We start from the raw sequence: 13,407 nt of genomic DNA, 5'->3' as shown, positions 1-13,407 counted from the left end.
TGGCCGCAGACCGCTCTGGCGATCATAGGCGCGCTACGTGTTCTCGCGCGGCGTGCGTTCGCCGGCCCAGGTTCTTGAGGATCGAGCGCTCGGTGGTGGCGTGAGAAGGCAAGGCGATCCCCATCACTCTCTCGCTCTCCGGCTTCTCCGACGTCCTTCTCGGGCCCCAGGGAAATGCGAACAAGGCCAGCAGCGACTGAGCCACGTGACGGCCGGAACGCCGTTGGCTATATTCCGTGCAGGACCTGTGTCGCCTTGACCGCCGCCGAGGCACGGTTTTCGACGCCGAGCTTCACATAGATCTGTTCGAGATGTTTGGTGACGGTGCGTGAGCTCAAGCCGAGGATCTCACCGATATCGCGGTTCGATTTCCCCTTGGCGATCCAGAGCAGCACTTCTGATTCACGCTGGGTCAACGTGAAGTGTTGCCGCAGCATCTCGTCGTCGCTGCGCCTGCTCTCGGCCGTCAGGCGGAAGAGGTATTCGTTTGCGCCGATCGCGCCGAGGAAAGAGATCTGCAGTCCCGCTTGACCGGGCTCTTCGAGGGTAAAGCTGTTCTCCCGCTTGCCGCCTGTCTCGGTTTTTTCCATCCAGGCGGCGATGCGCCGAGCGATCGTCGCAAGGCCCTCGTCGCTGCCGGTTGCGGCGTTGACGAGGCGGTTGGCCTGCGGTGTCGACCAGCGAACACTGCCGTCAGAGCGAACGGCAAGCAGATGGCGCCCGGCGGCGTCTAGCGCAACGCGGGCGCTTTGCGCCGAGCGGGCATTGGAGAGATGAACACGGATGCGGGCCCTGAGCTCATCGATGTTGATCGGTTTCGTCAGGTAGTCGACGCCACCGGCTTCGAGGGCGTGCACCACATGCTCGGTTTCCGTCAGCCCGGTCATGAACAGCACCGGCGTCTGGCCGACGGAGGCGTTGGCCTTCAGTCTCAGGCAGGTTTCGAACCCGTCCATACCGGGCATGACAGCGTCCAGCAGAATGACATCGGGCGTAATCCGGTCGGCAATCGAAAGTGCGGCACTGCCCGAGGTGGCGATCAGTACAGAAAAGCCCGACTGCTCCAGCGCCTCGGTTAGAAAGCCGAGGGCCTCCGGGGAATCGTCCACCAGCAGTACGATGTCGCGACGATCGTAAGTCTCAACCACGGGTGACAGCTCCATTCGCCGCTTTTTTCTTCAGGAAGGCGTCATAGCCCGTGAGGTCGAAGGCCTGGACATAGGCGCGAGCAGCATCGACGAAGAGCTGATGTTCGGGCTCCAGCGCGATTTCCGTCAGCTTGGCCTCGATGCCTCTGACGTAACCGATCTCGCCAAGCCGGATCAACTCCTCGACATGGTGCTCGTCGGGCAACGTCATCGCATCGGCATTTGCCGCTCTCGGCTCCTCGGACGCTTCGCCCTCATGGATCCAGGTCAGGCCGAGCTGAACGGCGAGCTTGTCTGCGAGCTGGCCGACGCCGAAGGGCTTGGCGAGTGTGTCGTTGTGGCCGACAAATGCGCCTGTCGTCGAGCCGTCGCCGATATTGGCCGACAGCATGATGATCGGCGCCGTCTGGCCGTTGCGGCGCAATTTGTCGACGAGTTCCCAACCGTTCATACCAGGCATGGAGATATCGACGAGGAAGATGTCCGGCGCCAGCGCCTCGACCATCGCGAGGCATTGCCCGCCACTTTCGGCGGCAAGCACCGTAAAGTCCATCGGCTGCAGGATTTCGCGCATCAGTTCGCGGTGATCGGCGTTGTCGTCGACAATCATGATTGTGCGCCGCGGGCCGAGATAGGAAGTGATCCGGCGCACCGCTATCAGCGGCGCCGGCCGATCGACGGCGGAGAGCATCAGCCGGACCCTGAAGGTCGTGCCACTGTTCGGTTCGCTGGTGACGGCTATCTCGCCGCCCAGCGTCTGCGTCAGCAATCGGGTTATGGTCAAGCCGAGACCGAGACCCGGCATGCTGCCGAGATGTTCCGCCTCGCCGCGCTGGAATGGGTCGAAAATGCGCGGCAGATCCTTCTCGGCAATACCACGGCCGCTGTCGGCAATCGTAAACGTCGCAACCTGACTGCGATAATCGATATCGAAGCGGATCTCGCCGCGCTCGGTGAACTTCAGGGCGTTGGAGAGCAGGTTGACGAGGATCTGGCGCAGCCGCTTTTCATCTGTCTTGACGTAGCGCGGCAAGGCGGGCGCGCGTCGATGTTCGAAGGCGATCCCCTTCGCCTGTGCTTGCGGGCGGAACATCTCGACGACCTGATCGAGGAAATCATGGATGTTGATCTCGTTGGAATAGACCTGCAGCTTGCCGGCCTCGATCTTCGAGATGTCGAGAAGTCCGTCGATGAGGCCGGAGAGATGATCGGCGCTGCGCTTGATCACCTTGATCGCGCCCTGTCGGGCCGGTGGGATCGTTTCATCGCGCTCAAGCACCTGTGCGTAGCCGAGTACGGCGTTGAGCGGTGTGCGCAGCTCATGGCTGAGGCCGACAACGTAGCGGCTCTTGGCGCGGTTGGCCGCCTCGGCGGTCTCCTTTGCCTGCTGCAGGGCGGCATCGGTCTTCTTGTGTGCGGCGATTTCCTTCAGCAGCAGCGTGTTCTGCCGTGACGATTCTTCTTCGGCGACGACGCGGCTGTCGTGGGCGAGCACATAGAACCAGCAAACGATACCGGCGAGCACGGCAAAGACGAAGAAGACAACGGCGATGGTGCGCTCGATGACGGTCGCCGTCTCGGGCGAAGCGTTGCCGGTCTGATGCGCGATCATCGCCAGGATCAGGCCGATGCCTGCGATCGAGAGCGCCGCCGAAATGGCGTAGCGCCCGAGCCGCGTCGTGAGCTTCGCCGTTACCTCTTCGGGTAGAAGCGCGTTCGCGACCGTTGCCACCTGCGCATTGAAGCGCGCCTTCGGCTTGCACATGTCATGGCAGCGGCTGTCGAGAGAACAGCAGAGCGAACAGATGGGCGCAGCGTAGGCCGGGCACCAAGCCATATCCTCCGGCTCGAAGGGATGCTCGCAGATCGAGCAGGTGATCTCGCTTTCGCTCGCCCAGCTTCGTCTCGGCTTTCGGGCGAGGTAATATTTGCCCCCGGTCGCCCAGGCGATCAGCGGCGAGGCGATGAAGGCGACAATCAGCGCAATATAGGGCGCAAGCGATGCGGCAATGGCGCCAAAGGCACCGAAATGCGCCGCCAGCGCGATCGTCGCCGAAAGCGCCATGGCACCGAGGCCGACCGGGTTGATATCGTAGAGATGGGCGCGCTTGAATTCGATGCCGGGTGGCGAGAGGCCGAGTGGCTTGTTGACGAAGAGATCGGCCGAAATGGTGCAAAGCCAGGCCATGGCGACGATCGAGAAGACGCCGAGCGTTTCCTCAAGGAGCTTGTAGATGCCGAGTTCCATCAGAAGCAGCGCGATCGCCACGTTGAACACCAGCCAGACGACGCGGCCGGGATGGCTGTGGGTGAGGCGCGAGAAGAAGTTGGACCAGGCAAGTGACCCGGCATAGGCGTTCATGACGTTGATCTTCAACTGCGAAACGACCACGAAGGCGACCATCAAGAGGAGGGCGGCGGTCTCAGACGGGATCATGTAGCCGAAGGCGGTGTAGTACATCTGCGCCGGGTCCGCCGCCCGCGTCGACGGAACGCCGGAGGAAAGCGCCAGCACGACAAGGAACGAACCGGCCAGAAGCTTCGGTGCCCCGACGAGCACCCAGCCGGAGCCGGCCAGGAAGATGGCGACGCGGTGATGCAGCTTGCGCTGGCCGTCGGGCGGCAGGAAGCGCAGGAAGTCGACTTGCTCGCCGATCTGCGCCATCAGCGCAAAGATCACCGCCGAGGCGGCGCCGAACTCGATGAGGTCGAAGGGCGCGAGCGTGCCCGGTGGACCGGATGCATGATGCATGCCGGCATAGGCAAGCCAGGTGCCGACCTTCTCCCAGTCCGCAAAGGCGATGAAGATAAAGGGCAGGATATTGAGCACGATCCAGAAAGGCTGGGTGATCAGCTGGAACTTGCTGATGAGCCGCACCCCATGGGTGACGAGCGGAATGACGACGACCGCGCTGACGATGTAGCCGACCCAAAGCGGTATGCCGAGCGCCAGCTCGAGCGCACCCGACATGATCGAGGCCTCGATCGCAAAGAGGATGAAGGTGAAGCTCGCATAAATCAGCGAGGTGAGGGTCGAGCCGATGTAGCCGAAGCTGGCGCCTCGGGTCAGAAGGTCGATGTCGACGCCGTGGCGGATCGCGTAACGGCTGATCGGCAGGCCGACCGTCAGGATCATCAGGCTGGCGATCAGGATGGCGACGATGGCGTTGGTCGTGCCGTAGGACATGGTGATCGCGCCACCGATCGCCTCCAGCGCCAGGAACGAGATCGCCCCGATCGCCGTCTGAGAGATGCGCTCGGAGGAAAAGCGCCGCGCACTCTTGGCGGTGAAGCGCAGCGCATAGTCTTCAAGCGTCTGGTCGGCGACCCAGCGATTGTATTCGCGTCGAACGGGAATGATGCGCTGGCGTGCCGCCATGTTGCCTCGTCATCTCTCGCATTGCCGACACATATGTGCCTATTTTCACGGCACGCACATTCCGTGCGTGAAATTTATGCAATGCGGAGATGGCGAAAGCAAGTGTGAAAGGATCATCCGCTCACAGCTGATGTGTCGACGACGACAAAATCATGGGTAATCCTCGCGGACTTGGCGAGCATGGCTGACGCCGAGCAGTATTTTTCAAGCGAGAGGGCGACCGCGCGCTCGACCTTCTTTTCCGAGAGGCCACGCCCCTTGACCACGAAGTGCATATGGATGCGGGTAAAGACGCGCGGGTCTTCTTCGGCGCGGTCGGCGTCGAGCTCCACGGAGCAATCTTCGACCGGCTCGCGACCCTTTTCGAGAATATGAACCACGTCGTAGGCCGAGCAACCGCCGGCTCCGATCAACATCAGCTCCATCGGGCTTGGGCCCGGCGTCCGCCCTTCCGAACCGGATGCCGTTCCGAGGACGATCTTGTGACCGCTTCCGGACTCGCCGACGAATGTTCGCTCTTCAACCCACTTGATACGTGCTTTCATGATCTCTCACCTGTGTTGAGCTGCTGTTGATGGCCAGTCGGCCTTCGATGTTTCAATAGCCGGAAAAGCCATCCTGCGGCCAGACTGGCACGTTGATTTCAACGTCATGGCCTTTGCACAATTCCTGCACCGCGGCGTGAACTCCGGATCGCCCATATCGCGGCAGCTTCCTCTTTGCCCCCTCGACCTACGTAGAATGACGTATGTGCAGTGCAGCACGACTGGCGGATGATCCCTCAAGCAACGGTCAAAAGGTACGAAGCCTCGTTGCGGCGATCAGAACGAGAGGGGTTCAATCAGATGAATATCAAGGCACGCGTCACCGGCGCTTTCCTGGCAACGATCCTGTCGACGACGGCATTCAACGGCGCCTTTGCGGCCGACGACACGATCAAGGTCGGCATTCTGCATTCGCTGTCGGGAACGATGGCGATCTCCGAGACGACGCTGAAGGACGCCATGCTCATGCTCATCGACGAGCAGAACAAGAAGGGCGGCCTGCTCGGCAAGAAGTTGGAAGCGGTCGTCGTCGACCCGGCGTCAGACTGGCCGCTCTTTGCCGAAAAGGCGCGCGAACTCGTTTCCGTCGACAAGGTTTCGGCCGTGTTCGGCTGCTGGACGTCAGTCTCGCGCAAATCCGTCCTGCCCGTGTTCGAAGAGCTGAATTCGATCCTCTTCTACCCGGTGCAGTACGAGGGTGAGGAAAGCCAGCGCAACGTCTTTTACACCGGTGCCGCGCCGAACCAGCAGGCCGTTCCGGCGGTCGACTACCTGATGGAAAACGAAAGCGTCGAGCGCTGGGTTCTGGCGGGCACCGACTACGTCTATCCGCGCACGACCAACAAGATCCTCGAGGCCTATCTCATCTCCAAGGGCGTGAAGCCCGAGGACATCATGATCAACTACACGCCGTTCGGTCATTCCGACTGGCAGACGATCGTGTCCGATATCAAGAAATTCGGTTCTGCCGGCAAGAAGACGGCGGTCGTCTCGACGATCAACGGCGACGCAAACGTGCCGTTCTACAAGGAACTGGCGAACCAGGGCGTGAAGGCCGAGGATATCCCGGTTGTCGCCTTCTCCGTTGGCGAAGAGGAACTCGCCGGTCTCGATACGGCCCCGCTCGTCGGCCATCTCGCCGCCTGGAACTACTTCCAGTCGGTCGATACGCCTGCCAATGCCGAGTTCATCAAGACCTGGAAGGGCTACACCAAGAACGACAAACGCGTCACCAACGACCCGATGGAAGCCCACTATATCGGCTTCAACATGTGGCTCAAGGCGGTCGAGAAGGCCGGAACGACCGACACCGACGCAGTGCTTGACGCCATGATCGGCGTATCCGTGCCCAATCTCTCCGGCGGCTATTCGACGATGATGCCGAACCACCACATCACCAAACCGGTGCTGATCGGTGAAATCCAGAGCGACGGCCAGTTCGAGACGGTTTGGGAAACGCCCGGTCTCGTGGTTGGTGACGAATGGTCCGATTACCTGCCTGACTCCAAGGACCTGATCGCCGATTGGCGCGCGCCGATGTCCTGCGGCAACTTCAACGTCGCCACGGGCAAATGCGGCGGCAAGGGCTCCTGATTTCATCACCAAACGATAGTTTCCGGGTCGTGGCCAACGCCTCGCTCCCCTTTGAATGACGAAATCATAGGCAGGCATACCCTTCGCCCAATGCTCCCGTTGGGCGAAGGGATCTCGAAATTCCATGCCGCGGTGGCCGCGCCTGCCTGGCGCTGCCACAGACGAGCGAGACCCAAGCGAGAGGGCGATGTATCGCATTCTGCAAACCCTGTTGATCACCCTCTGCCTGCTGGTTTCAGCCCATGTCACGGGCTCGCGCGCCGCGGACGATCTCGGCGCGCTCGTCAGTGCGCTCGGAACGGCCAAGCTGGCCGAGCTCGATGATCGCATTGCCGCGCTTGCCAAGAGCGGCGATCCACGTGTCATCCCGGTTCTCGAGGCACTTGGGGAGGGCAATCTCTATGCGCGAAAGACCGACGGCGGGGTCTTCCTCACGACGGAGAAGGGCGCGAGTCTTGTTCTAGTCAATCCGCTTGATGGCTCTGATGTCGGCGAAGTGCCGAAGGGCGAGCTGCAGAAAATCAAGGTCAACAACGCCGTCCGGCGCGCCGTTCGAGGCGCGCTCGGTGGACTGACGCTTTTCAGCGCCGATACGGGCGCAAGGTTGAAGGCGGCGCAATCCATGCGGCAGACGCCGAATGCCGACGCGCTCGAGGCGATCGAGACGGCACTCGCCGCGGAAAAGGACGCAACGGTGCGCAAGGCGCTCGACGAGGCGCGCGCGGTGACGCTTCTGGTTTCCGACCGTTCCGACGACGACAAGCGTGCGGCGATCAAGACGCTGGCAGAAGGCGGTGGCCGCGAGGCGCTTGGCGCGCTGACCTCAGCGCGCTCATCGGCGGACGTGAGCCTGAAACCGGATATCGAGGCCGCGCTGCAGCGCATCGAACAGGCGCAAGCATTCTGGAACGCCGGCCAGAACGTCTGGTACGGGTTGTCGCTCGGTTCGGTGCTGCTGCTCGCGGCAATCGGTCTTGCCATTACCTTCGGCGTGATGGGCATCATCAACATGGCGCATGGCGAGATGGTCATGCTCGGCGCCTATACGACATTCCTGGTCCAGGACGTCATTCGCACCTCCTATCCCGCTCTCTTCGACTGGTCGCTGGCGATCGCCCTGCCGCTCGCCTTTCTCGTCACCGGGATCATCGGCCTTGCCATCGAGCGCAGCGTCATCCGCTTTCTCTATGGTCGGCCGCTCGAAACGCTGCTGGCCACCTGGGGGATCTCGCTGATCCTGCAGCAAGCGGTTCGCTCGATCTTCGGGCCGACCAACCGCGAAGTCGGCAATCCCTCCTGGATGGCCGGCGCCTTTGATCTCGGCGGCTTGACGATCACCTGGAACCGGCTCTGGATCATCGTCTTTGCGCTCGCCGTCTTTGCAGCCCTTCTGTTCCTGCTGAAGCGAACGTCGATGGGGCTGAGGATGCGGGCCGTGACGCAGAACCGCCGCATGGCGTCGTCCATGGGCATCCGCACGCCCCTGGTCGACGCTCTGACCTTTGCTCTCGGGTCCGGCATCGCCGGCATGGCCGGCGTGGCGCTGTCGCAGATCGACAATGTTTCGCCCAATCTCGGCCAGGGCTATATCATCGACAGCTTCATGGTCGTCGTCTTCGGCGGTGTCGGCAATCTCTGGGGAACGCTCGTCGGCGCCTTCTCGCTCGGCATCCTCAACAAGTTCCTCGAGCCCTATGCGGGCGCCGTTCTCGGTAAGATCCTCGTTCTGGTGCTCATCATCCTCTTCATCCAGAAGAAGCCGCGCGGCCTCTTCGCACTCAAGGGAAGGGCGGTGGAGGCATGATCACCTCGTTTCTGCTCAAGTCGCTCGATCGCAGCATCGTCACGGTTGTGGCGCTACTTCTGGCTTTTGCCATTGCCATTCCCGCCCTCAACCTGCTGACGGCGCCGGATCACCCGCTGCACGTGCCGACCTATCTGGTCTCGCTGTTCGGCAAATATCTGACCTACGCGCTTCTGGCGCTGGCGCTCGATCTCGTATGGGGTTTCTGCGGCATCCTCTCGCTCGGTCACGCCGCGTTCTTCGCGCTCGGCGGCTATGCCATGGGCATGTACCTGATGCGCCAGATCGGCGCGCGCGGCTCCTATGGCAATCCTTTGCTGCCGGATTTCATGGTGTTTCTCAACTGGAAGGAGCTGCCCTGGTTCTGGCAGGGCTTCGACATGTTCTGGTTCGCGGCACTGATGGTGGTGGTGGTGCCCGGACTGCTTGCCTTCGTCTTCGGCTGGTTCGCCTTCCGCTCGCGGGTCAACGGCGTCTATCTGTCGATCATCACCCAGGCGATGACCTATGCGCTGCTGCTTGCCTTCTTCCGCAACGACATGGGTTTCGGCGGCAACAACGGCCTCACCGACTTCAAGGATATCCTCGGCTTCAACATCCAGGCTGACGGTACACGCGCCGCACTTTTTTCGGCATCCGCGGTGACGCTTGCCCTGTGCCTGGTGCTGACGGCGGCGATCGTGCGCTCGAAATACGGCAAGGTGCTGGTCGCCGTGCGGGATGCGGAAAGCCGCACGCGCTTTCTCGGTTATCGCGTCGAACACATCAAGCTCTTCGCCTTCACCGTCTCGGCGATGATGGCGGGCATTGCCGGCGCGCTTTACGTGCCGCAGGTCGGCATCATCAATCCCGGCGAGTTCGAGCCCGGCAACTCCATCGAGGTGGTCATCTGGACCGCGGTCGGCGGACGCGGGACGCTGATCGGCCCGATCGTCGGCGCGATCCTGGTCAATGGCGGCAAGAGCATCTTCACCGCAGCCTTTCCGGAGTTCTGGCTGTTTGCGCTTGGCGGGCTGTTCGTCCTGGTCACGCTGTTCCTGCCAAAAGGCGTGATTGGGACCGCGAGCGCTTATCTTACCCGCCGCAAGGCTCACCGCCGCGCGGCAGATGCCGAGAGCGCGCGCGACAACCTTGTCGCTGAACCGATGGCAGCGGAGTGATTGGCATGAACCAGACGATCAGCCAGACGAAACCGAAAAGCCTGCTCTATCTCGATGGCGTCTCGGTCTCCTTCGACGGGTTCAAGGCGCTCAATTCGCTCTCCTTCGTGATCGAGCCGGGCGAGCTTCGCGCCATCATCGGCCCGAACGGCGCCGGCAAGACGACGATGATGGACATCATCACCGGCAAGACCCGCCCGGACGAGGGGCAGGTGTTCTTCAAGGGCGATATCGACCTGACCAAACGCGATGAAGCCGAAATCGCCAGCCTTGGTATCGGCCGCAAGTTCCAGAAACCGACGGTCTTTGAAAGCCACACCATCTGGGACAATCTGGAACTGGCGCTCAATCGCAGCCGCGGCGTCTTCCCGACGCTGTTCTATCGTCAGACGGCGGACGACAAGGCGCGGATAGATGAGATCCTTACGACCATCCGGCTCAGCGCCCGGCGCGACGATCTTGCCGCCAACCTGTCGCATGGCCAGAAGCAATGGCTGGAGATCGGCATGCTGCTGGCGCAGGAGCCGGAACTGCTGCTGGTCGACGAGCCTGTGGCCGGCATGACCGACGCGGAGACGGCCGAAACGGCAATCCTGCTCAAGGAGATCGCGAGGACACGCTCGGTCGTCGTCGTCGAGCACGACATGGGCTTCATCCGCGAGCTCGGCGTCAAGGTGACGTGTCTCGCCGAAGGCTCGGTGCTGGCCGAAGGCTCGATCGATTTCGTCAGCAGCGATCCGAAGGTGATCGAAAACTATCTCGGCCGCTGACACCGGTCGCTTGCCAACCGCCCAAGGAAAGGACGCCTTCATGCTGAGCGTCGAAAACGTCAATCTCCACTATGGCGCCGCCCAGGCGCTGCGCAACGTCTCGATCGGTGCCGAGATGGGCAAGATCACTTGCGTGCTTGGCCGCAACGGCGTCGGCAAGTCGAGCCTGCTTCGCGCCATCACCGGGCAGCATCCGGTCAGTGCCGGGGCGATCGCCTTCAATGGCGTGGCGCTCGGCGGCATGGCGCCCTATCGCCGCGCCAAGGAGGGCATCGGCTATGTGCCGCAGGGGCGCGAGATCTTTCCGCTGCTGAGTGTGAAGGAGAACCTCGAAACTGGTTACGCGCCGGTCAAACGCGGCGATCGTTCGATACCGGAGGATGTCTTCAACCTGTTTCCCGTGCTTCGCTCGATGCTCGGGCGCCGAGGCGGCGATCTCTCCGGTGGCCAACAGCAGCAATTGGCGATCGGCCGGGCGCTCGTCACCCGTCCGCGCATCCTCGTGCTCGACGAGCCGACCGAGGGCATCCAGCCGTCGATCATCAAGGATATCGGCCGGGCGATCCGCTATCTCCGCGATTCGACCGGCATGGCGATCCTGTTGGTCGAGCAATATCTCGATTTCTGCCGCGAGCTCGCGGACCACGTCTACATCATGGATCGCGGTGCCGTGGTGCATGAGGGGCCGCCGGAGACGCTGGACACGGTCGAGGCGCGGCGTCATCTCACGGTCTGAAGCGGAACGGTCTCGTCACCATAATCGATGACGGCGGGCCCGGAATTTTGCCGGCGGCAATCACCAGCGAAGAGGCGTCGGGCCAGATGAGCAAATCATTGCTGCTCCGCCTTAGATTCGACAATAAAATTCACAAAATCTATGCAGAAACTTACGTAATTTCTTGAGAGTGACCCGGTTTCGGTGTATGGCATCTTAAGCGAAAACAGTGCGGCCGTCACAACCCGTTGCATCCGGTGATACCAACGTCGGTGCGGAACGGACTTGTGGCGGCCTTTGTGTTCAGGAAAGCGAAGTGCAATGTTGACCAAGAAGGGTAAATACGGGCTGAAGGCTCTTGTCGACCTGGCTCAACTGGAGCCCGGCGAAACCGCCTTCATCACTGAAATCGCCACCCGCAACAATATTCCGAAGAAGTTCCTCGATGCGATCCTGCTCGAGCTTCGCAATGCCGGGATCCTGCGCTCGAAAAAGGGGCCGGGCGGCGGCTATTCGCTTTCCAGACCGGCGTCCGATATTCGCATCGGCCAGGTCATCCGCACGCTGGACGGGCCGTTGGCGCCGATCCGCTGTGCGAGCCGCACGGCGTTCGAAGCCTGTGACGACTGTTCCGATCCGGTCAACTGTCATGTGCGCAAATCGATGAGCGACGTGCGTGATGCCGTTGCGTCGATCCTCGACAATATGACGCTCGAACAGTTTGCAGCCAACGACAACGCCACCGAGATCGTGGCGCTCAGAGATGTTGAAGTCGGCTGACCGTCTTGAGGTCAACGGCCGTCTTCTCGGCAGCGGCGGGTAGGACTTTCCCGCTGGCGCCTGCGAGTTGAAATCCCGTTTCTGTTAGTGTCTATAGAATAAATGCACTATTTCGCCTCAACCAATGGAGAGAGGCGAATGAGCAACGTGCATTTCCTCCGGGAACCCGAACCGGCCAATACCGAACAGGAAGAAAAGCGCCAGCTTCTGTTTGCGAAGGCGAGCGAACTGTCGGGCAAGCTCGCCCGACGCGGCGCTGAACTCGATCGCCTGGGCCTGCCGCCCCGCGACGAAATCGAAGCGCTGCGTCAGGCGGGGCTGCTGACGGCATTGCATGCGCCTGAAGTTGGCGGCGCGGGCTTGAGCTGGGTGGACGGCTTGCGTCTCGTCCGGATCATATCGCGCGGCGAAAGCTCGATCGGCCAATTGCTCGGCTATCACTATGTCAACAGCCAGTATGTCTACTGGGCGGCCGCCGATCCGAACCAGGCCTGGGTTCTCGGCGCCGAAACAGTCGAGCGGCAGCTCTATTGGGGCGCAGCCGTCAATCCGCGCGATCCCGGGCTGGTCCTTGAGCGGCGCGGTGGCCACTATGTGCTCAACGGTCGCAAGACGTTTTCGACCGGCGCGCACGTTTCCGACCGCATCAATGTCAACGCTGAGTTCGAGGGCAAGATCGCCAATTTCGTCGTGCCGACGGACCGGCCGGGTTATGTCGCCCATGACGATTGGGACAATATCGGCCAGCGCCTGTCCGACAGCGGCAGCGTCGAGTTTCGAGACTTTCCCGTCTACGAGCGTGATTTCATCCTGCCGCTTGCCGACCCGTCCGATCCGCCTGCGGTGCAGGCGACGTTCAACACGCCGCTGATCCAGCTGGTGTTTGTCAATTTCTATCTCGGAACGGCGGAAGGCGCGCTCGCCGCCGCAATCGACTATGTCAGAACCACCACGCGACCCTGGATCACCTCAGGCGTGGCTCGTGCCAGCGACGACCCCTACATTCTCGAACGCGTCGGCGAGTTGCAGGCTACCTTGAAAGCATCCGTCGCTTTGGCCGACGTTGCGGTGGGCGTTGTCGAGGCTGCGTTGTCGAAAGGGCGGTCGGTGACGGAGCGCGAGCGCGGGGAAGCAGCGCTTGAAGCCTATGCCGCCAAGGTCAACGCCACCCATGTGGCGCTCGATGTGACGACGAAGGTTTTTGAACTGATGGGTGCGCGTGCCACGGCAGCACATTATGGCTTCGATCGCTACTGGCGCAACGTTCGCACCCACACGCTGCACGACCCTGTTTTCTACAAGGCCCGCGAGGTCGGCGACTTTGCTTTGAATGGCCGAATCCCGCCTGTGAGCCTATACAGCTGACCTCGAGAGGTCGGGGCCCGGTGGACGGACCATCGGGCACTGGCACCGATGGAACGCGCTCGGATCCTTCCGGGCGCTTGGGCTGCTGACAGGGTCCGGCCCGCTGACGAGCAAGGCGCTGGCTTTGATCGGCGTCTGTCTGTCTTTC

10 protein-coding genes are annotated in these 13,407 nt (G+C 61.9%); 7 read left to right on the top strand and 3 right to left on the bottom strand.

Annotated elements, in window-relative coordinates:
• Nucleotides 1-227 precede the first annotated feature (227 nt).
• From ASD03_RS36555 to ASD03_RS36545, 3 genes are all read right to left on the bottom strand, one after another.
• Nucleotides 228-1,148, bottom strand: coding sequence for a response regulator (locus ASD03_RS36555; protein ID WP_244494750.1), 921 nt, complete (start codon nt 1,146-1,148; stop codon nt 228-230).
• Nucleotides 1,141-4,527 (bottom strand): ATP-binding protein, encoded by a 3,387-nt coding sequence (locus ASD03_RS36550; RefSeq protein ID WP_057219104.1) that lies wholly within the window; start codon nt 4,525-4,527, stop codon nt 1,141-1,143. Before ASD03_RS36550 ends, ASD03_RS36555 begins: the two co-directional genes overlap by 8 nt.
• A 113-nt stretch (nt 4,528-4,640) precedes the next feature.
• Nucleotides 4,641-5,072, bottom strand: a complete 432-nt coding sequence (locus ASD03_RS36545; RefSeq protein ID WP_057219103.1) for an OsmC family protein — start codon at nt 5,070-5,072, stop codon at nt 4,641-4,643.
• Nucleotides 5,073-5,372: 300 nt separating this feature from the next.
• Between ASD03_RS36545 and urtA the strand changes: the two genes are divergently transcribed.
• The 7 genes from urtA (at nt 5,373) to ASD03_RS36510 (ending at nt 13,259) form a co-directional block, all read left to right on the top strand.
• Complete coding sequence (gene urtA, locus ASD03_RS36540) at nt 5,373-6,665, top strand: urea ABC transporter substrate-binding protein (protein WP_025429228.1); 1,293 nt, start codon at nt 5,373-5,375, stop codon at nt 6,663-6,665.
• A 187-nt stretch (nt 6,666-6,852) separates the two neighbouring features.
• On the top strand, nt 6,853-8,469 hold the full coding sequence (gene urtB, locus ASD03_RS36535) for an urea ABC transporter permease subunit UrtB (protein ID WP_057219101.1): 1,617 nt from the start codon (nt 6,853-6,855) through the stop codon (nt 8,467-8,469).
• Nucleotides 8,466-9,629: an urea ABC transporter permease subunit UrtC gene (urtC, locus tag ASD03_RS36530; protein WP_057219099.1), complete on the top strand. Its 1,164-nt coding sequence runs from the start codon at nt 8,466-8,468 to the stop codon at nt 9,627-9,629. The genes urtB and urtC overlap by 4 nt, the downstream gene beginning before the upstream one ends.
• Before the next feature lie 5 nt (nt 9,630-9,634).
• Nucleotides 9,635-10,399 carry an urea ABC transporter ATP-binding protein UrtD gene (gene urtD, locus ASD03_RS36525; protein ID WP_057219097.1) on the top strand — a complete coding sequence of 255 codons (765 nt, stop codon included), beginning with the start codon at nt 9,635-9,637 and terminating at the stop codon, nt 10,397-10,399.
• 40 nt (nt 10,400-10,439) lie between these two features.
• Entirely contained in the window at nt 10,440-11,135 is a 696-nt protein-coding gene (gene urtE / locus ASD03_RS36520; protein WP_057219095.1) for an urea ABC transporter ATP-binding subunit UrtE, read from the top strand.
• 300 nt (nt 11,136-11,435) lie between these two features.
• A complete protein-coding gene (locus ASD03_RS36515; RefSeq protein WP_025429223.1) occupies nt 11,436-11,894 on the top strand; it encodes an Rrf2 family transcriptional regulator in 459 nt (152 codons plus the stop codon).
• A gap of 138 nt (nt 11,895-12,032) precedes the next feature.
• Entirely contained in the window at nt 12,033-13,259 is a 1,227-nt protein-coding gene (locus ASD03_RS36510) for an acyl-CoA dehydrogenase family protein (protein ID WP_057219093.1), read from the top strand.
• Nucleotides 13,260-13,407 lie beyond the last annotated feature (148 nt).

Origin of the sequence: Ensifer sp. Root127 (assembly GCF_001425225.1) — a bacterium.
GTDB classification, from domain to species: Bacteria; Pseudomonadota; Alphaproteobacteria; order Rhizobiales; family Rhizobiaceae; genus Ensifer; species Ensifer canadensis.
Note: the sequence above shows the minus strand (reverse complement) of the source record. Positions and strands in the feature narration are given on the sequence as shown.

Bases quoted from the DNA above. Each gene is read 5' to 3' on its own strand.
- ASD03_RS36550 (WP_057219104.1), bottom strand. From the start codon at position 4,527: ATGGCGGCACGCCAGCGCATCATTCCCGTTCGACGCGAATACAATCGC.
- ASD03_RS36545 (WP_057219103.1), bottom strand. From the start codon at position 5,072: ATGAAAGCACGTATCAAGTGGGTTGAAGAGCGAACATTCGTCGGCGAG.
- urtA (WP_025429228.1), top strand. From the start codon at position 5,373: ATGAATATCAAGGCACGCGTCACCGGCGCTTTCCTGGCAACGATCCTG.
- urtB (WP_057219101.1), top strand. From the start codon at position 6,853: ATGTATCGCATTCTGCAAACCCTGTTGATCACCCTCTGCCTGCTGGTT.
- urtC (WP_057219099.1), top strand. From the start codon at position 8,466: ATGATCACCTCGTTTCTGCTCAAGTCGCTCGATCGCAGCATCGTCACG.
- urtD (WP_057219097.1), top strand. From the start codon at position 9,635: ATGAACCAGACGATCAGCCAGACGAAACCGAAAAGCCTGCTCTATCTC.
- urtE (WP_057219095.1), top strand. From the start codon at position 10,440: ATGCTGAGCGTCGAAAACGTCAATCTCCACTATGGCGCCGCCCAGGCG.
- ASD03_RS36515 (WP_025429223.1), top strand. From the start codon at position 11,436: ATGTTGACCAAGAAGGGTAAATACGGGCTGAAGGCTCTTGTCGACCTG.
- ASD03_RS36510 (WP_057219093.1), top strand. From the start codon at position 12,033: ATGAGCAACGTGCATTTCCTCCGGGAACCCGAACCGGCCAATACCGAA.